This window comes from Nonomuraea sp. NPDC049625 (assembly GCF_040675285.1).
Taxonomy (GTDB): Bacteria; Actinomycetota; Actinomycetes; order Streptosporangiales; family Streptosporangiaceae; genus Nonomuraea; species Nonomuraea angiospora_A.
This window is the reverse complement of sequence record NZ_JBFAOQ010000001.1, coordinates 980312-998836: the sequence shown is the minus strand read 5'-3', so window position 1 is coordinate 998836 and position 18525 is coordinate 980312. Positions and strand designations below refer to the sequence as shown.

Here is an 18525-nt window from a genome sequence, read left to right as displayed (position 1 = left end):
ACCGCACCACCCTCGACGAGCCGCCGTCACAACGAAGGGAGACACACCGATCCCCCCGCCCGCCGAACCAAACCCACACGCAGCGATCCCTCCACCCACCGAACCAAACCCGAGCACGGCGATCCCCCCGCCGAACCAAGCCTGGACACCGAATCACCCCTGAATGCCGATGCCGATGCCGAGGCCGCTGCTCCTCCCCCCGGCGTGTGCTCCCCGAGGCGCCGCCCACCTCCTTCCCCGCGCGGCCGCCTGGCCCCAGCACCCTGCTGAGCCCCGGGACACCAGGCGTTGGACACCCGATTCGGGACGATGGACGAGGTAGCGCTGCAGCACCGGGTGCCAGCGGTTGGCGGGCAGGTTCCGAAGCGCCGCGACGGCCAGGCAGTACTTGCTCACGGTGACCGGCCGCACCCCCAGCCCTCGCAGGACCTTGTCCACCAGCGCCTTCCCGTCGGCGGACTTCGACTCCAGCAGCACCAGGTCGCGGCGCGCCGGTGCGCTGGAGCGCCCGTCGTGGCAGAGCAGGCCCGTGTCGCAGGTGAGCCTGGCCGCGCCCGAGGGGTCGATGAAGGTCACCCGCTTGTAGTCGGTGGACAGCACCGGCCCCAGCGTCTCCGGGGCGATGAGGTGTAGCTCGGCGAGAAGGGTGTCGCGCACGAAGTCGAACGCCTCCCGGGTGAGCGTCCGGCTCGGCGCGTCGTCGTACGGGATGCGGTGTTTGTCGGTGCTGCCACGGGTGCCGTTGAGCTTGAGCTCCAGCCACCGGCCGCCCCCGTCCAGGTAGGTGCGGGTGCGCAGCTTGAACCTGCGCCGCCGATCCTGCCGGTGCTGGTGGAAGGTGAGCAGGTCAGGCGTGTCGAAGTAGGTCGACGTGTAGCGGAACTGGCGTCTTGCCCCGATGCGCAGCACGGCGAACCGGTCTCCCAGCTCGGCCGCGAGTGCCGCCATGGTGGCGGCCGTCACGATGTATTTGCGATCCACCCGGCTCATCAGCTCCGGCACGTCCTCGAGCCCGATCGGCGCCACCTCGGCCGCGATCCCGGCCAGCAGCACATCCGCGTCCAACTCACCCATCACCACACCTCCACCACCTTCTGCATGACTCCGGCTCACGGGGTTCAGCGGACGCCGGCCCGTTGGGGAGGGGCCACGTAGCGGACGTCGACCACCGTTATGTCGCGGACGTAGTCGATCTGGGTGACCACGTAGTGGAGGACGTGTGCCCGCAGGCGGCTCTCCAGGTCGACCCGGAGCAGGTCCGGGTCCGAGTGGACGACGTCCAGGGTGATGACCTGGTGGCGGGTGCGGCCGAGCAGGGCCGGGTGGTCGGCGACGTACATCACCACCAGCAGGACGCCGTCCAGCAGCAGAGCGGTCAGCGGCCACGCGCCCGCGATGCCGTTGACCAGGCCCAGCACGATGGCGATGAAGTAGTAGGCGATCTCCTGCTGGGTGATCTCGCTGGAGCGGAGGCGGATGATCGACAGGACCCCGAACAGGCCGAAGCCGACGGCGACGTCGACGCGCTGGACGAGCAGGAGCGAGACCACCGCGAAGATGCCCACGTTGAGTGCCACGTAGGCGAAGAGCAGGTCACGTCGATGATGTCGCCGGTAGTAGAGGCCATAGGCCAGGGCGACGATCGACGCGAGATCCATTACCAGTCCGGCTGTCACGGCGCTCCCTCCGTCGGTGCTGATGAGAACAGCTTTTCGGGGCGGGGTGAGGCGAGAGTGAGGTGATGATTAGGCGGCTCTCATGCGGTAGCCGGTGCCACGGACGGTCTCGATGCGGTCGGCGCCGATCTTGCGGCGTAGGTAGCGTACGTAGACGTCCACCACGTTGGAGCCGGGGTCGAAGTCGAAGCCCCACACGTGGCTGAGGAGCTGTTCGCGCGTCAGGACCTGGTCGGGGTGCCGGCAGAAGATCTCCGCCAGCGCGAACTCCCTGGTCGACAGGTCCACCGCCCGGTCCCCGACGTATGCCCGTCGCGTACGCAGATCCAGCGACAGGTCCGACACCCGCAGCACGGTCACCTCCGGTGTGCGGTCGGCGCGCACGCGCAGCCGCAGCCGGACCCTCGCCAGGAGCTCCTCGAAGGCGAACGGCTTGGCGATGTAGTCGTCCGCGCCGCCCTCGAGCCCCGCCACGGTGTCGCTCACGCTGTCGCGGGCGGTCAGGATGATCACCGGCATGGCCACCCTGGACTGCCGCAACCTCCGCAACACCGTGAACCCGTCGCTCAACGGCAGCCCGATGTCCAGGATGAGCAGGTCGAACCCGCCCGCGCAGGCCAGGTCGTACGCCGCGACCCCGTCCGTCACCACGGCGGTCACGAAGCCGTTGGCCCGCAGCCCCTTCTCCACGAACGACGCGATCCTGGCCTCGTCCTCGGCGATCAGTATCCGGTTCATCCCAGCCTCCAGAGCTCCCACAGCGGGATGGACATGACGAAACGGGCTCCGCCGCCCTGGGCTTCCGTCACCTTGACGTTGCCGCCGTGGGCCTCGGCGATCGATCTGACGATGGCCAGGCCCAGACCGGCGCCTTCGTACGTCACGGTGCGGCCCGCGCCGCGCACGAACCGTCCGAAGATCCGCTCGCGCTCGGCGGGCGCCACCCCGGGGCCGCTGTCGCGTACCCACAGCTCGACCCACCCGTCGCGGACGGCGGAGCCGACGGCGATCAGGTCGTCGTCGGTGGTGTGGCGGACGGCGTTGGCCACGAGTTGCATGAGCGCCTGCGTGAGCCGCTGGCGGTCGGCGGGCACGCGGGCCTCGGCCACCTCGTCGACCCGCCAGCGCCGGGTGCCGAGCGCGCGGGCCTTGGCGACGACGCTGACCGTGAGGTCGGCCACCTCGACGTCGTGTATGTCGAGAAAGCCCGGCTGCTCGGCTCTGGCGAGGGTGAGGAGGTCTTCGACGATGCGGTTCATCCGATCGAGCTCGTCGGTGACCAGGGCGAGCGTCTCCGCGCGGTCGCGCGGATCGTCGCCCATGAGCTCCAGGTGGCCGCGGATGACGGTGATCGGCGTGCGCAGCTCGTGGCCGGCGTCGTCCATGAAGTGCCGCTGCACGACGAAGGCGTTCTCGAGCCGGTCGAGCATGTGGTTGAACGTCGCGGCCAGCGCGGCCACGTCGTCGTCGCCCGGCACGTCGAGCCGGCGCGTGAGATCGGTGGAGTCGCTGATCTGCTCGGCCGTCTGGCCGATCAGCCGGACCGGCGCCAGCACCCGCCCCGCCACGAACCACCCGGCCGCCCCCGCTAACGCCAGCGCCGCCAGCGCGGACAGCCCGAGGACCCGAACCGCGTCCACGATCTCGTCGCGGTGGCGGTCGTAGAGGATCGCCACGACGAGGTGGCCCGGGCGGGGGTCGGGCTTCACCGTCACCGGGATCACCGCATAATGGACCGTTCCTTTCGGGCTCTCGATCTCACCGCCGCCGGGCTTGATGGCCGTGGCCAGCCGCGCGACCAGCGCGTCGTCGATGTCGAGGCGTACGGGTGGCGGGATCGCGGTGATCTTGTGAGCCTTGCCGTCGACGATGCTGAAGAACGTCTCCCACCTGTCGGGCGCGTTGAGCGCCAGATATCCCGTGAGCAGCTCTCCCACGTCGGTGATCGTGCGGCCGGTCTCCGGGTCGCGCGCGGTCGCGGCGTACCGGCGCAGCTTCTCCGCCTCGTTGCTGAGCTCGAGGTTCGTACGGTCGTCGAGACGAGCCAGCAGGATGGTCCAGGTCGCGAAGATCGAGACCGCGAGGGCGAGGCCGACGACGGCGAGCATCCAGCCCACGATCCGGGCACGGGCGCTCACCCGCATTCGATCGCCTGGTCAGTCGTCGCCGTCATCGTCATCTCCACCGCCACCGCCACCGTCGTCGTCATCGTCACCGCCACCTGGTCTCGGCGCCGGCGGTCTGACCGGCTCGGCCCTGGTCTGGCGCGGGGCGGGCCGCACGGCGGTCCCGCGCGCCGCGGCCTCGTCGCCGTCGCGCGACCCGGTGGCTCTGGCGGGTCTCGGGCCGGTGCTCGTGCCGACCTTCGGTCTGGCGCTCGCGGTGGGTTTCGGTTTCACGCCTGTGGTGGGCTGCGGCCTCACCCCGGCAGCGGGCTGGGACCCGGCGTCGGCAGCCGGCCGGGATCCTGCATCGGCGGCAGGCTGGGATCCGGCATTCGCGGCAGGCCCGGACCTGGCATCGGCGGCAGGCTGTGACGCCGTGCCCGTGGCGGGCGGTGGCGTCGTGCCCGTAGTGGGCTCCTGTTTCGTGCCTGGGGTGAGCTCCGGTCTCGCGCCCGGGGTGAGGCCTGGTTTCGCGCCCGGGGTCGAGGGGCCGGAGCCCGGCCCGGGGGCGCCGCTGCTCGCGGGGGCCGACATGCCGGCCTCGCCAAGCGCGGGCGTGTGTGACACCACGACGGCCTCGCCCAGATCGGGCTCGCTGTCGGCCGCGCGCACCAGCCCCACCGACATGAACCCCGCCATCGCCGCGGCCAAGGCGAAGAGGACCAACGTTCCCCGATGCTTCATGACCTTGACCTTGACGCCCTTCGAGGAGACCACGCTGAAGCCCAGATGAGAAACCTCTCATCTGATCACGCTGAGCCGCAGTAGAATCACGCTCTAATTGCTGGGGTTCGCCGCCCATACCGCCTCTTCTCGGGCGGGGGTTCCGACGGGAGGCGTTCAGGGTGGGTTCGCCTTCTCGGGCGGGGGTTCCCGACCGGAGGCGTTCAGAGTGGGTTCGCTTTCTCAGGCGGGGGTTCCCGGCGGGAAGCAGTCAGGGCGGGTTCGCCTTCTCGGGCGGGGGTTCCGGCGGGAGGCAGTCAGGGCGGGTTCGCCTTCTCGGGCGGGGGTTCCGGCGGGAGGCAGTCAGGGTGGATTCTGCGTGGGAGGTCGGGCTTCGGCCGAAGCGGCCAGAGGCGGTCGAGATACGCAAGGGCGGAGTCGTTCCCGGCAAGGGCGGGGCGGTGGAAGTGCCTGCCCGGCACGGCGGACGCGCTCGGGACCGGAAGGAGTGCAGATGCGGGTACGGGACAAGGTCGTCGTCGTCACGGGTGCGGCCGGCGGGATCGGGAGGGCGATGGCGCTCAGGTTCGCCGCCGAAGGAGCGGCCGGGGTCGTCGTCGCGGACCTCGACGAGGCCGGGGCGATCGCGGTGGCCAAGGAGATCGGTGACCGCGCCACCGCAGTACGCGTGGACGTGTCCTCGGAGCCGGAGGTGGCCGCCCTGGCCGAGACGCCGTTCGGGCCGGTCGACCTGTTCTGCTCCAACGCCGGCATCATCGGCGGCCACGGCCTGGACGCCCCCGACCAGGAGTGGAGCCGCCTGTACGCGGTGAACGTGCTGGCCCACGTGTACGCCGCCCGCGCCGTCGTACCCTCCATGATCGCCCGAGGCGGCGGCTACCTGCTGAACACCTGCTCCGCCGCGGGCCTGATCAGCTGCCCCGGCGACGCCCCGTACGCGGTGACGAAGGCGGCGGCGATCGCGTTCGCCGAGTGGGTGGCCATCCACTACGGCTCGCGGGGCATCAAGATCAGCGTTCTGTGCCCGCAGGGCGTGCGTACCGGGATGCTGGAGCAGGGCCTGGAGGAGGACCATCTGACCGCGAGGGCCGTGGCTGCCTCGGGCATCATCCTCGATCCGTCGGACGTGGCGACCGTGGTCGTCGAGGGCCTCGAAGCCGAGCGCTTCCACATCTTCCCGCACCCGGAGGTGGCCGAGTTCGTCCACCGCAAGGCCGAGAACCCCGACCGATGGCTGGCCGGAATGTCGCGCTTCGTGGACTCCCTGACCTCGACCCCCTGACCTCGACCCCCTGACCTCGACCCCCTGACCTCGACCCCCTGACCTCGACCCCCTGACCTCGGCCCGCTGATCTCGGCCCGCTGACGGCCGACTCCCCAACCTCGACTCTCCGACGTCGGATTACCGAGTCACGAATGCCTGGCACCGATCGCGCATGGAGCGCCCGGCTGCGGTCGACGGTTCGGCGATTCGGCTGTGGGGGTCGGCCGTCAGCGGGTCGGCCATCGGTGGTTCGGCGGTCGGCGGTTCGGCGGTCGGCGGTTCGGTGGCTTTTCGTTGGAGGAGTTCGAGCAGCGGTCGAACAGGGTGCTTGGGCATCGCACGTTCGACGAGGCCGCGCCGAACGGACCGGTGGATGTGCTAAGCGATGTCGAGCAGGATCTCCAGCAGGTCCTGCGGCGCGTCGCGCATGAGGTTGTGCGCGCTGGCCACCGCGTGTGTAGTCCACGCGGGGTCGTGGCGCAGCCGCTCGTATATGGACGTGAACGGCGACTCCCCCTCCCACTCCGCCGCGTACACGTACTCCCTGCGGCGCACGTGCGCGAGGTCTCCGGTGAGCCGTAGCGGCTGGAGCAGCGAGGCGATCGGATGGGCCGTGGCGCGCGGGTCGAAGAACGGCAGCGGCCGGGTCGCGTAACCGCTGTCCACCACGTCCACGTACCATCGCCGCTCCTGATCGGTGACGAGGCTCCAGCAGGAGTCCCCGTGGCCGGGCACGACGGCGTCGAGGTAGACCAGGTCGCGCACCCGCTCGGGCGCGCGGTCGGCGGCCCCGGTGATCACCATCCCGCCGTAACTGTGGCCGACCAGGATCGCTTCGGTGAGGTTCTCGGCGGCCAGGACGCCGGTCACGTCCTGGATGTGCGTGTCGAGGTTCACCCCGCCGGTCAGCAGGTGGCCGCGCTCGGCGATGCCGGTCAGGGTCAGCGGGTACGCGCGATGCCCCCGGCTCCGCAACTGCTCGGCGAGCTCGTCGAAGCACCAGCCGCCATGACACATACCGGGGATCAAGACAAATATCGCCACAAGTCCGAATACTAACAGAGATCGAACCGATCGGTTCTATCTTGCCGGGTCGAGGACGAGCTTGCCGACGGTCCGGCGGCCACGCAGGTCCGCGTGCACGCGCCGTACCTCCGACATCGGGTGGTCGCCGCCGTGGACGACGCGCAGCTCACCCGCCGCGACCTGCCCGGACATCTCCATGTACGCCTTGCCGAGGACCTCCGGATAGGCGAGGGCGTTCATCAGCCAGAAGCCGCTGACCGTGGCCGAACGGCGCTGCAGGTCGCGCGGCGGCACCGGGGCGGGCTCGACCCCGCCCGCCATCCCGTAGTAGGCGAGCCTGCCGAACGGGGCCAGCGCGGCGACGCTCTGGTCGGTGACGCGGCCGCCCGTCATCTCCAGGACCACGTCGACGGGATCGCCGTGGTTCGCCGCCCGCAACGCCCCGGTGAGGTCGTCCGCCGCGGGGTCCACGGCGGCGTCCGCGCCGAGGGACAGTGCGAATTCGCGCTTGTCCGGCGTGCCGGCCGTGGCGATGACCCGGGCGCCGCGCAGCTTGGCCAGCTGTACGGCCAGCGAGCCGACGCCGCCCGCCGCCGCGTGGACGACCACGCTCTCCCCCGGCTGCACCCGAGCGGTGCGATTGATCAGCCACCAGGCGGTCAGCCCCTGGACGAGCAGCGCGATGGCGGTCACGTCATCCACCCCGTCGGGCACCGGGAAGGCGCTGTCCTCCACCACCACGGCCTTCTCGGCATACCCGCCGTCGGAGATCATCGCGGCCAGCCGTCGCCCGTCCGCGGTCCGGCCGACGACCTCGATCCCGGGGATCAGCGGCAGCGTGACGGCGGCGATGTAGCGGTTCTCGCGCAGGAGCGTGTCGGCGAAGTTCACCCCGCATCGCGCCACGTCGATGAGAACCTGACCGGTTCCCGGCCGGGGCTCGGGCACCTCTCGCACGGCCACGACCTCGGGCCCGCCGAACTCGGTGATCTGCACCGCTTGCATGTCCAGTTCCTTGGAATTGAGTACCTAAATGGTACTGCGTACCATAATGGATCGAAGTACAGCACGACTAGACTGAGGCGGTGCCCCGATCCACCCTCCGCGCCCGCAACCAGCAGCGAGCCCGTGACGAGATCGTCGCGGCCGCCTACGAGCTGTTCGCCGAACGCGACTACGCCGGCGTGACGGTCGCGGACATCGCCGACCGGGCCGGGGTCGGCCGCACCACGTTCTTCCGCTACTTCGGCGACAAGCAGGAGGTCGTCTTCGCCGGCGAGGAGGAACTGCTGGACAACGTCGCCCGGCGACACCGCGAGCTGCGGCTCGACCGTCCGCCGTCGCTGCCGGAGGCGCTCGCGCTGCTGCGCGACACTGTGGCGGCGGTCTGCGCATGGGCGACGCGGGACACCGACCGCTACGTCCTGCGCGAACGGCTGATCGCGGCGAACCCCGAGCTGGACGACCGCGCGGCCCGCAAACAGCGACGCCTCGTCGAGCTGGCCGGCGAGCTCCTGCGGCGGCAGGGCGCCTCGGCGGAGACCGCCGCACTGGCCCCGCAGGTGGCGCTGGCCTGCTACAAGGCCGGCCACGAGGTCGCGGCGGGCGACCCGGCCGCGCTGTGGCCGAGCGTCGGCGCGGCCTTCGACCAGCTCGGCGTCACCTCAGACGCCGGGCCGGACCAGACCTGAGCGCTCGGCGTCACCTCAGACGCCGGGCCGGACCAGACCTGAGCGCTCGGCATCCCCTCAGGCGCCGAGCGGGACCCGACCTGAGGGCTGGAGACGGCGACCGTCACGCCGCCCTCCGAGGAACGTCGCTTTGAGTAAGGGGGTACTCATGCGATCCCAGCCGGAGGAGCCGATTCTGGGACTTGGTGAGGGATCGGCGACGCACTCCAGGAGGATCCATGACGCCATCGCGGGCACGCATGCTCATCATGGCCGGAATCCTCGGCCTCGTGGCGGTCCTCGGGATCGCCTGGCTGGCCGGCGTCGCCACCGGCAACGGCGCGGAGCCGGTGGCCGGCACCGGGACGAACGCCACCGCGGACGCCCCGGACGGCTCGGCGGACGCACCCGACGCCGACGGCTCGGCGAGCGACGCACCTGACGCCGACGGTACGACGAGCGGCGCGCCCGACGACGGCAGCTCGGCGACCGGAGCGCCGGACGGCTCGACCGGTCAGGGCAAGGATGCCGACGGGCGACCGACCGGCGACAGGTCCACGCCTCCGGGAACGCGCAACAACCGCCGCAGCGTCCACTGGAACGGCGTACACCTCGACGGCTCCCCTGGCGATGACGGTTGCGTCACCATCATCAACAAGACCTCCACCGTCGGGACGATCGAGTCCGTCTCCTTCACCGTGCAGTCGGGCCCCGGCCGCGCCACGGCCCGATCGGCCCCCGGCCACTGCGACCCCACCGGCGACCCCTTGTGCCAGGGGGTCCAGCTGAGGGCCGGTTCGCAGTGCCTCGCGGGCGCGATCATCACGGGCGACGCCTCTGACCGCCCGTACGTCATCCAGGCGGTGGTCCGCTTCCGCTACCTGTGCGTCAACGTCGAGGACGCGCCCTGCGACCAGGTCCGCGACTGGGGCGGCCCGCCGCCGACGGCGGAGGCGCCGGTGGAAGTGACCGGCCAGACATCCAACAACGTTCCGCAGTTCTCGTACTACATCGGCGATTCGGGCACCTCCTCCGAGGAGTCCCCGACGCCGTCGCCGGACGACGACACCGGCACCTCCACCGACGACTCGGGCAGCTCTCAGGAGAACTCGGACTCCGGATCGCAGGAGGGCTCGGACTCCGGATCGCAGGACGACGGGCCGGATACGACGGATGAGGGCACGACCACGGCTCCGGAGGGAGAGTGACCACCACGCACGAGCCCGCGAGCAAAACCGCAACCGGACAGGAGCCGGCGACCGAGCGGGGGACGGCACCCGATCAGGAGCCGGCAAGCGCGCAAGAGACGGCACCCAGGCAGGAGACGGCGAGCGCGCCGGAGGCAGCGAGCGCGCAAGAGACGGCACCCAGGCAGGAGGCGGCGAGCGGGCAGGAGGCGGTTTCGGCGCGGGTGCGGCAACTCGCCGAGGCCGTAGGCCCCACCACGCTGGCGACCGCGCTGCTGATCTACTTCGGCTACGTGGCAACCCGCGCCCGCTTCGACTACTTCGGCATATCCCTCGACATGACCGGCCTGTCCAACCAGAGCCTGCTCCTCGACGGCCTCGAAGTCGTGCACGTCCCGGCCGCCCTGATCTGCCTGGGCACGCTGCTGGTCATCGCCGTCCACGCCACCGTCTCCCGGCAGCTCGCCCGCCGCCCCGGCGACACCGTCAACACCTTCCTGGCCGCCGGCTTCACGCTCGTCGGACTGCTCCTGATCGGCCGCGCGATGATCGGCATCTTCCTCGGGGACGCCGACACCAGCGTCGTCATCGGCGCGACGCCGCTCGCGCTGGCGTCCGGCCCGGCCATGGTGGCGTACGGGATCCACATCCACGGCAAGAACCGCGGCCGCCCGCTCATGTCACCCCGCCTGGCCAGGAACGGCGTGCTGAGCGTGCTGGGCCTGGCCGTCGCCGGCCTGTTCTGGGCCTCGACCACGGTCGCGTGGGCCTACGGCACCGGCCGGGGCGAGCAGGACGCGCACGACCTGCCCAAACGCGCCGAGGTCATCCTCGACATGAAGGAGCCGCTGCAGGACGTACCTCCCGGCATCACCCACATCCGGCTGAAGACCACCGGCAAGGACCCGAGCTACGCGCACCGCTACCGCGGCTTCCGGCTTCTGCTCGCCTCCGGCGGCCGGCTGTTCCTGGTCAACCCGGAGTGGAAGCTCGGCCGCGACCAGACGATCGTGGTCCCGTACGACAACGGCATCCGCGTCCAGCTCATCTCCCAGCCGTGACCAGCGCGCCGGCGCTCTACCCCTCGGGGATGCCGGACTCGGCGCGGTCGGCGTCGATCACGTCGCCGAGCAAGGTGACCACGGCCGCGGCGACGTCCCGCAACGTGGCGTCGGGGACCGCGGACTCGGTCTCGAACGCCCGCCGGACGGTACGCGCGAGCAGGTCCGCCCGCTGCTCCCGGCCGTCCGAGGCGCCCCCCGCCCGCAGGAACCCCTCGAACGTCGCCTGGTAGGCGAACCCGAGCTCATCGACGCTCATGTCGTCGCGGAGCAGGCCGTGCTCGGCGAGCAGCCCCAGGTAGTCGCGGGCCATGGCGCCGTGCCGCTCGTCGCGGGCCGGGTCGGGGGAGCTGGTCAGCTTGCCGACCAGGTCGGGGTCGGCCAGGAGGAAGCTGAGCAGCAGCGGCCGGTTCGCGATGGCCAGGAAGTAGGCCCGCGCGAACCGGTGCAGCAGGCATGCCCGCGGATCCTCCCGGAGCGCCTGGCGCAGCTCGTCCATCGCCCGAAGCACCTCACGCGCGAAGACCGCGCCGAACAGCTGCTCCCGGGTCTTCCAGTGCAGGTAGACGGTCCCCTTGCCGATGCCGGCCCCGGCGGCCACGTCGTCGATGGTCACCCGCCGGTAGCCGTGGCGCAGCAGCAGGTCCGCCGCCACGTCGAGGATCCGTGCGGCCCGCTCGGCTCGCTGCCGCGGGTCTCGGAGTCGTTCGGCGCTCACCCGCAGACCATATGACCAAATGCGAAATCTGGTCAACTCATCAACTAGCGATTGACTAACTTTCAAATCTCGTCATATGGTCACGTCGAACCACGGCAACCCGAGGAGTGAGTCATGAAGACAGTCCTGATCTCCGGAGCCGGCATCGGCGGCACCACGCTGGCGTACTGGCTGGCGCGGCACGGCTTCCGGCCCACCGTCGTCGAACGCGCCGCCGGCCTGCGCTCCAGCGGCAACCCCGTGGACGTCCGCGGCCCCGCCGTGACCGTGGCCGACCGCATGGGCGTGATGCCGCGGCTGCGCGAGGCGGCCACGCAGGTGACGGCGCTGAGCTTCGTCAACGCGTCCGGCCGCCAGGTCGGGCGGGTCGACATGCGGGCGCTGCGGCAGGCGTCCGGCAGCCGGGAGGTGGAGGTGACGCGTACCGACCTGGCGGCCATCCTGTACGAGGCGAGCCGCGACTCGGCCGAGGTCCTGTTCGGCGACACGATGACCGCGCTGAGCCAGGACGGCGACGGCGTGGACGTCACCTTCGAGAAGGCCGCGCCGCGCCGGTTCGACCTCGTCATCGGAGCCGACGGGCTCCACTCGACGACCCGGCGGCTGGCCTTCGGACCCGAGTCCGCGTTCGTCCGCCACATGGGCCTCTACGTCGCGACGATGCAGCTCGACGGCCCGGCCGACAACCAGCAGGACGTCGTCCTGCACAACGCCCCCGGCCGGCTGGCCTCCGTCCACCCCGTACACGGCCGCGCCCTGGCAGCCTTCATCTTCCGTCACCCGGAGGTGCGGGGCTTCAACCACCGCGACCTCGCGCAGCACAAGCGGATCCTGACCGACGCCTACGCAGGTGACGGGTGGCGCGTGCCCGAGCTGCTGGACCAGGCCCGTGCCGCCGACGACCTCTGGTTCGACTCCGTCAGCCAGGTGCGCCTCGACTCCTGGGCCAAGGGGCGCGTCGCGCTGCTGGGCGACGCGGCCTCGTCGGTGTCGCTGTTCGGCGACGGTTCCACCCTGGCCATGGCCGGCGCCTACACCCTCGCCGAGGAGCTGGCCGCCACCCCCGCCGACCCGCAGTCGGCCTTCGCGCGGTACGAGGCCGAGCACCGCACCCTGGTGGACCCGCGCCAGGGGAACGTCGCGACGGCCGCGGCCATGATGGTCCCCGCCACCCGCGCCGGGATCGCCGCACGCAACCTGGCGAGCCGGTTCTGGCCGACCGCGGCAGCCGCCTCATGGGTCCGCAACCGGCTCACCCCGGTGGCCGTCTGAAGAACCCCGCCGCCGCGGTCAGGGGCGTACGAGCCTGACGGCGAGGAAGGACGGCCGCTCGTTCAGCTTGTCGTAGGCGGCCTCGTCGATCTCCCGCAGGGCGGCCACCGGGCGCGGCTCGACGACCCGTTCCAGGACGAACCCGGCGGCCAGCAGCTCCCCCAGGAAGACCTCCAGCGACATCCGCTGGAAGTGGATCGAGAACGGGCCGTCGCCCACGGGAAGCTCGACCCAGTCGCCGGCGTGGTACGAGCCCCCGAAGTGCTGCCAGTCGGCGGTCGGATGGCCGGTGGAGACCACGAGCCACCCTCCCGGCCGCAGCACGCGGCGCAGCTCGCCCAACAACTGCGCGCGGCGGGTGACGTGGGGATACACCAGCGCGCACACGGCCCCGTCGAACGACGCGTCATCGGCGAAGTCCAGCGGCTCCTCCAGATCGCGCAGAAGGAGCTCGGCCCGCTCCCCCACCCGGGCCCGCGCGTGGCCCAGCAGCGCGGCGCTCCCGTCGACACCGACCACCTCGGCCCCGCGGGCCAGCAACTCGGCCGCGTAGTGCCCGGCTCCGCACCCGACGTCGAGAACCCTCGTCCCGGCGAGGTCACCGGCGAGCTCCAGCATCGCGGGCCGGTCGACGTAGGCGTTGTACGGGCTCGTGGTGGCATGTTCGGCGAACTGGTCTCCGAGCGCGCCGTGATAAGCGGTCTCAGGGGGCATCCGCCCATCATGACAGAGCGCCTCCACCCCGCTCTCCACCTTTCGGAGGTGCCGCTCCACCCCGCCCCGTCCCTACCGTCCCAGGCATGGACAAGCACTCTGGACGGCCGGGCAGCCTCTGGCTCGAACTGCTGCACCGGCTCCTGGACGCCAACGGGGGAAAGATGAACGGCAAGTTCCTGCTCGCGATCGTCGTCGTGGCGCTGCTGGTGGTCGTCGGTTTCGTGGCCTTCCGGCTTATCTTGGTGGACATGATTCTGACCTTGAAGGACTCGCGCTAGGCGATGCGAGAGGTGTGGGGGCGGGTCGTACGGCTCCTGGCGGCCGACGACCCCGAAACGGGGCGCCTGGTCAGGCTGCTGTTGAGCCTGGTCCTCGCCTGGTCGCTGGCGGCCGCCGAGCCCGATCGCGTCCCCGCGCTGCTGTGGTCCGCGCTCGGCGTGTCGATGGCGTGCTGGCTCGCCTTCGTCCTGCTCGACGGCCGGTTCCCGCGCGTGGCCGTGGCCGCGCTGGCGGCGGGTTCGGCGGTCGCGGCGTCGGTGTCGGGGTCGGTCGAGCCGGCGCCCACGGTGTTCGTGTTCGCGATGTTGCTGCTGTTCGCGGCGCACATGACGCCGAGCATGGCGGCGATCGCCGCGGTCACCGCGACCGACCTGGTGCTCATGGTCGGCAGCCTGCTGTGGTGGGAGCAGCCGCGATCGGCGATCGTGGTCCGCGGGACGGTCGTGATGCTCACCGTGCTCTTCGCGTTGCAGCGGCGCCAGTACCGGCAGGCCCAGCACGACCGGGCCAGGGCCATGGCGCTCGACGAGCGGACCCGCATCGCCAGGGAGCTGCACGACGTGCTCGCGCACTCCCTCGGCGCCCTGGGGGTGCAGCTGGAGGTCGCCGAGGCCATGCTCACCGAGCGGGGCGACGTGGAGGGGGCGGTGGCGCGCGTCCGCAGAGCGCGGGCACTGGCCAGGGAAGGGCTGGTCGAGGCCCGTTCGGCGGTGGCGGCGCTGCGCGAGGACGTGCCGCCGCTGCCCGACGCGCTGAGCCTGCTGGTCACCGAGCACCGCAGGGACCACGAGGCGCCGGCCGAGCTGCGTACGACGGGCACGCGGCGGCCGATCACCCCGGCGGCGGAGGTCTGCCTGCTGCGTACGGCACGCGAGGCGCTCACCAACGCCGCCAAGCACGCGCCGGGCGAGCCGGTCACGGTGGAGATCGGCTACGGTGAGGGCGCCGTCCGGCTGGTGGTGCGCAATCCGTACGCGGCCGCGGCGCCGTCATCCGGGCACGGGCTGCAGGGCATGCGCGAGCGGCTGGCGCTCGCGGGCGGGACGCTGAGCGCGGGACCGTCGGGGGGCCTGTGGGAGGTACGGGCGGAGGTGCCGGAATGAAGGTCCTGGTCGTGGACGACCAGCAGCTCATGCGCGAGGGCCTGGTGGCGCTGCTGGACCTGGTCGACGACGTGGACGTGGTGGGCGACGCCGGGGACGGCGAACAGGCCCTGCGCCTGGTGGCCGAGCTGCGCCCCGACGTCGTGCTGATGGACCTGCGCATGCCCGTGATGGACGGCGTCGAGGCCACGCGGCGGATCGCCCGCACGCATCCGGAGGTGGCCGTCGTGGTGCTGACGACGTACGACGACGACCGGTCCGTGGACTCCGCCCTGCTGGCCGGGGCCTGCGGCTACCTCACCAAGGACGCCGGGCGCGCGGAGATCGCCGCCGCCCTGCGCTCGGCCGCCGCCGGGCAGTCGACGTTCTCGGCGGCGGTGTCCCGCCGGCTGGTGGACGCGCTGTCCCGTGCCGCGCCGCCGCCGGTCTCGGCGTGTCCCGACGGGCTGACCGTACGGGAGGTCGAGGTGCTGAGGCTCGTCGCCCGGGGGATGAGCAACGCGGAGATCGGCTCGGCGCTCTTCATCGCGGAGACGACGGTCAAGACGCACATCAACAACGCCTTCGCCAAGATCGGCGTACGCAACCGCACGGAGGCCGCCGCCTACGCGCGCGACAGCCTCCTGTAGCGCCTGCGCCAGGGCCAGCGGGCCGATGGAGAATGACATAGGCTCGTTCTTGATCCGGACAGCTGACCACAGGAGATGGGTTCATGCCGTCAGGAGTACGCGACGGCGCCGAGGCGGGCCGTCCGGTCGGGGGGCCGGGCCTGGGCGCGTTGTTACGGAGCTGGCGTGAGCGGGCGCTGCTGACCCAGGAGCAGGTGGCGGCGCGGGCGGGGCTCAACGTCCGCACGGTTCGCCGGTTGGAGGCGGACGAGCTGCGGCGGCCGCGCAGCGCGTCGGTGCGCTCGCTGGCCGTGGCGCTGGGCCTGGACGCCGCGGAGGTGTCCGTACTGACGCGTGCCGCGAACGGCCTGTCAGAAGGCGCGCGGCCGACACCGCGGCAGCTGCCCGCCGACGCGGCGGCGTTCATCGGCCGGGCACGGGAGCTGGCCGTTCTCGACGACGTCGGTGACGCCGCCACGGTGGTGGTCACCGCCATCGACGGCATGGCGGGGGTGGGCAAGACCGCGCTGGCCGTGCACGCCGCGTACCAGCTGGCTCCGCGCTTTCCCGACGGTGATCTGTTCGTCGACCTGCACGGCTACACGCGGGGCATGCCCGCGGCGGACCCGGCCGACGCGCTCGCCCGCGTGCTGGAGGTGCTGGGCGTGCCCGGGGAGACGATTCCGCAGCACCTCGACGACCGGGCCGCGCTCTATCGCAGCGTGCTGGCCGACCGGAAGATGCTGATCGTCCTGGACAACGCCGCCGACGAGGCCCAGGTGCGGCCCCTGCTGCCGGGTGCGGGCGGCTGCCTGGTGCTGGTGACGAGCCGGCGGCGGCTGGTCGGGCTGGACGACGCCCGTACGGTGTCGGTCGACGTGCTGCCGCTCGCGGACGCGATCGCGCTGTTCACCGGCACCGCAGGCGAGGAGCGGGTCGCGGGGGTGCCACGGGAGGTGCTGGCCGCGGTGGTACGGCGGTGCGGGCTGTTACCGCTGGCCATCCGCCTGGCCGCGGCCCGGCTGAAGGCCCATCCGGCCTGGAGCGTGCGGCACCTGTTGCAGCGGCTGGAGGAGCACCAGCACCCGCTGAGCGAGCTGCGCGCCGGGCAGCACAGCGTCACCGCCGCGCTCGACCTGTCCTACCAGGAGCTCACGGACACCGAGCGGCGGGCGTACCGGCTGCTGGGGGTGCACCCCGGCATGGACCTCGCGCCCGACGCGGCCGCCGCGCTGCTGGCCACCACCGTCAAGCGGGCCGCGACGCTGCTGGACCGGCTGCTGGAGGTCCACCTGCTGCAGGAGCCGATCCCCGGCCGCTACCGATTCCACGACCTGATCAGGACACACGCCGCCGAACGGGCCGCCGGAGAAGAGCCCGAGTCCGACCGGCGCGCTGCCTCGGCGCGGCTGCTGAACCACTACAGCCGCGCGGCCTCGGCGGCGATGGACCTCCTCTATCCCTACGAGGCGGACATGCGGCCGCGTATCGCGCCGGGCGAGGTGGCGCCGCCCGCGGTGGCCGACGCCGCCGCGTGGCTCGAGGCCGAGCTGTCCAACCTGCTCAGCCTCGCGCAGCTGGCCGCCGAGCACGGCTTCTCCGAACACGTCCGGCACCTGTCGGCCACCCTGCACCGGTGCCTGCGCACCCGCGGCCGGTATGCCGAGGCTGAGACGCTCCTGGAGCGGGCGCTGTCGGCGGCCCAGGCGGCCGAATACCGTACGGGCGAGCTGGAGGCCCTCCTCGGGCTCGGCGAGATCCGTCAGATGCAGTGCCGGTACGAGGCGGCTCTGGAGGACTCCTCCCGCGCCCTGGCCATCGCCTGCGCCATCGGTCATCGAGCGGGCGAGTTACGGGCGCTCAACGGCATCGGCATGGTCCGCGGGTTCCAGGGAGAGTACGCGCGGGCCGCCGAGCACTTCGAGCAGGCGCTGGACATCGCCCGGGCGATCGGTCACCGTACGGGTGAGCTGGACGCGTTGATCGCCGCCGGCAACGTCCACCGGATCATGGGGTGGTACGACACGAGCGCCGACGAGCTGGCGCGGGCGCTCGTCATCGCCCGCTCGATCGGCCACCGCACCGGCGAGTTACGGGCCCTGCTCGGCATCGGCTTCATCCACCTCGGGCGGGGCGCGCACGGCCCGGCCACCGACTACTTCACGCGGGCCCTGGGCCTGGCCCGCGGCACCGGGCACCGGCTCGGCGAGCTCGACAGCCTCAACGGCCTCGGCCACCTGCACCGCTTCCAGGGGCGGTACGAGGAGGCGTACGACTGCTACGAGCAGGCCCTGCGCCTGGCGTGCGAGATCGGCAACAGCAACTGGCAGTTCGAGGCCCTCCACGGCATGGGCCGGCTGCAGCATGCCCGCGGCCAGTCCGACCAGGCGCTCGACTGCCACCGCCAGGCGCTGGACCTCGCCTCGGACCTTCACCAGCCGAGCGACCAGGCCCGCGCCCACGACGGCCTCGCCCACGCCCACGCCGCGCTCGGCCGGCCCGACCACGCCCGGCGCCACTGGAGCGAGGCCCTGACCATCATGTCCGTCCTCGGCATCGACCGGACCGAAGAGACGGGGGTGGACGCCGAGAGCATCCGCGCCCACCTGGCGTCAGCCGATTCGCATCAGCTGCCCGCGGCCGGCCCGTAAGCGCAGGGCGGAGCCGTGCCCGGCTGCATCCGGACGCGAAGCACCTGGCGGAGCTCGGGCGGCAGGCTTCCGCGCCCCACGCAGAGCACCTGGCTCGCGCCCGTACGGCCGGTGAGCACGACCTGGCAGCCGGGAACCGGCTGGTTGTCGAACGTGTCGACCTCGTACAGCTCCACCGGCTGGTCCCGGGGCGGCTGGCAGGTCGTGTAGCTGAAACTGACGCCGGCAGTCCCGCTGATCAACGTCAGCCGTCCGATGGCCGCGTGCGCCGTGCCCGTCGTGCCCGCCACCGCCAGGCAGGCCAGCGCCGACCCGGCGAGCAGTGTTTTCGTCATCGATTTCATGACGCGAGTGTCGATTGCCGCTGCCTGAACATCCAGGGCAATAACCGGCTATTTCCCGGACATATCACGGAAGATCTGCAGCTTTACCGTACCGAGATAT

The 18525-nt window shown here is 71.8% G+C and carries 19 protein-coding genes; 10 read left to right on the top strand and 9 right to left on the bottom strand.

The features are described from left to right. Positions 1-153 precede the first annotated feature (153 nt). The 4 genes from AB0J87_RS04860 to AB0J87_RS04845 all read right to left on the bottom strand — a co-directional run bounded on the left by AB0J87_RS04860 (position 154) and on the right by AB0J87_RS04845 (position 3814). Entirely contained in the window at positions 154-1074 is a 921-nt protein-coding gene (locus tag AB0J87_RS04860; protein WP_363962659.1) for a polyphosphate polymerase domain-containing protein, read from the bottom strand. A gap of 44 nt (positions 1075-1118) precedes the next feature. Beyond that, positions 1119-1658 carry a DUF4956 domain-containing protein gene (locus AB0J87_RS04855; protein WP_355191456.1) on the bottom strand — a complete coding sequence of 180 codons (540 nt, stop codon included), beginning with the start codon at positions 1656-1658 and terminating at the stop codon, positions 1119-1121. Between the two features lie 87 nt (positions 1659-1745). Next, a complete protein-coding gene (locus tag AB0J87_RS04850; RefSeq protein ID WP_350728600.1) occupies positions 1746-2414 on the bottom strand; it encodes a response regulator transcription factor in 669 nt (222 codons plus the stop codon). After that, positions 2411-3814 carry an ATP-binding protein gene (locus AB0J87_RS04845; RefSeq protein WP_363962658.1) on the bottom strand — a complete coding sequence of 468 codons (1404 nt, stop codon included), beginning with the start codon at positions 3812-3814 and terminating at the stop codon, positions 2411-2413. The genes AB0J87_RS04850 and AB0J87_RS04845 overlap by 4 nt, the downstream gene beginning before the upstream one ends. Before the next feature lie 211 nt (positions 3815-4025). On the opposite strand from AB0J87_RS04845, the gene AB0J87_RS04840 reads away from it, so the two are divergent. Next, positions 4026-4574, top strand: a complete 549-nt coding sequence (locus AB0J87_RS04840) for a hypothetical protein (RefSeq protein WP_363962657.1) — start codon at positions 4026-4028, stop codon at positions 4572-4574. 444 nt (positions 4575-5018) lie between these two features. Continuing rightward, complete coding sequence (locus AB0J87_RS04835; RefSeq protein ID WP_363962656.1) at positions 5019-5807, top strand: SDR family NAD(P)-dependent oxidoreductase; 789 nt, start codon at positions 5019-5021, stop codon at positions 5805-5807. A 360-nt stretch (positions 5808-6167) separates the two neighbouring features. Here AB0J87_RS04835 and AB0J87_RS04830 read toward each other — a convergent pair whose 3' ends face one another. Together AB0J87_RS04830 and AB0J87_RS04825 are read right to left on the bottom strand one after the other, a co-directional pair. Beyond that, positions 6168-6833: an alpha/beta fold hydrolase gene (locus AB0J87_RS04830; protein WP_363962655.1), complete on the bottom strand. Its 666-nt coding sequence runs from the start codon at positions 6831-6833 to the stop codon at positions 6168-6170. A gap of 36 nt (positions 6834-6869) precedes the next feature. After that, the gene (locus tag AB0J87_RS04825) at positions 6870-7820 is read right to left on the bottom strand and encodes a zinc-binding dehydrogenase (protein WP_363962654.1); all 951 of its coding nucleotides are present in this window, start codon (positions 7818-7820) and stop codon (positions 6870-6872) included. An 80-nt stretch (positions 7821-7900) separates the two neighbouring features. Between AB0J87_RS04825 and AB0J87_RS04820 the strand changes: the two genes are divergently transcribed. The 3 genes from AB0J87_RS04820 to AB0J87_RS04810 all read left to right on the top strand — a co-directional run bounded on the left by AB0J87_RS04820 (position 7901) and on the right by AB0J87_RS04810 (position 10733). Beyond that, complete coding sequence (locus tag AB0J87_RS04820) at positions 7901-8506, top strand: TetR family transcriptional regulator (protein ID WP_363962653.1); 606 nt, start codon at positions 7901-7903, stop codon at positions 8504-8506. Between the two features lie 218 nt (positions 8507-8724). Beyond that, entirely contained in the window at positions 8725-9693 is a 969-nt protein-coding gene (locus AB0J87_RS04815; protein WP_363962652.1) for a hypothetical protein, read from the top strand. Continuing rightward, on the top strand, positions 9690-10733 hold the full coding sequence (locus AB0J87_RS04810; RefSeq protein WP_363962651.1) for a hypothetical protein: 1044 nt from the start codon (positions 9690-9692) through the stop codon (positions 10731-10733). Before AB0J87_RS04815 ends, AB0J87_RS04810 begins: the two co-directional genes overlap by 4 nt. Before the next feature lie 16 nt (positions 10734-10749). On the opposite strand, the gene AB0J87_RS04805 is transcribed toward AB0J87_RS04810, so the two are convergent. Further along, positions 10750-11451, bottom strand: a complete 702-nt coding sequence (locus AB0J87_RS04805) for a helix-turn-helix domain-containing protein (protein ID WP_363962650.1) — start codon at positions 11449-11451, stop codon at positions 10750-10752. A 114-nt stretch (positions 11452-11565) separates the two neighbouring features. Here AB0J87_RS04805 and AB0J87_RS04800 point away from each other — a divergent pair, with 114 nt between their 5' ends. After that, entirely contained in the window at positions 11566-12723 is a 1158-nt protein-coding gene (locus tag AB0J87_RS04800; protein ID WP_363962649.1) for an FAD-dependent monooxygenase, read from the top strand. 18 nt (positions 12724-12741) lie between these two features. On the opposite strand, the gene AB0J87_RS04795 is transcribed toward AB0J87_RS04800, so the two are convergent. Beyond that, the gene (locus AB0J87_RS04795) at positions 12742-13437 is read right to left on the bottom strand and encodes a class I SAM-dependent methyltransferase (protein ID WP_350728589.1); all 696 of its coding nucleotides are present in this window, start codon (positions 13435-13437) and stop codon (positions 12742-12744) included. A gap of 86 nt (positions 13438-13523) precedes the next feature. Here AB0J87_RS04795 and AB0J87_RS04790 point away from each other — a divergent pair, with 86 nt between their 5' ends. From AB0J87_RS04790 to AB0J87_RS04775, 4 genes are all read left to right on the top strand, one after another. Beyond that, positions 13524-13718, top strand: coding sequence for a hypothetical protein (locus AB0J87_RS04790; RefSeq protein ID WP_185079465.1), 195 nt, complete (start codon positions 13524-13526; stop codon positions 13716-13718). Between the two features lie 3 nt (positions 13719-13721). Beyond that, the gene (locus tag AB0J87_RS04785) at positions 13722-14822 is read left to right on the top strand and encodes a histidine kinase (protein WP_363962648.1); all 1101 of its coding nucleotides are present in this window, start codon (positions 13722-13724) and stop codon (positions 14820-14822) included. Continuing rightward, on the top strand, positions 14819-15451 hold the full coding sequence (locus AB0J87_RS04780) for a response regulator transcription factor (protein WP_363962647.1): 633 nt from the start codon (positions 14819-14821) through the stop codon (positions 15449-15451). The genes AB0J87_RS04785 and AB0J87_RS04780 overlap by 4 nt, the downstream gene beginning before the upstream one ends. An 83-nt stretch (positions 15452-15534) precedes the next feature. Further along, a complete protein-coding gene (locus tag AB0J87_RS04775) occupies positions 15535-18081 on the top strand; it encodes a tetratricopeptide repeat protein (RefSeq protein ID WP_363962646.1) in 2547 nt (848 codons plus the stop codon). On the opposite strand, the gene AB0J87_RS04770 is transcribed toward AB0J87_RS04775, so the two are convergent. Further along, a complete protein-coding gene (locus AB0J87_RS04770; RefSeq protein ID WP_363962645.1) occupies positions 18057-18416 on the bottom strand; it encodes a hypothetical protein in 360 nt (119 codons plus the stop codon). The two genes, AB0J87_RS04775 and AB0J87_RS04770, sit on opposite strands and share 25 nt — an antisense overlap. Positions 18417-18525: the final 109 nt, after the last annotated feature.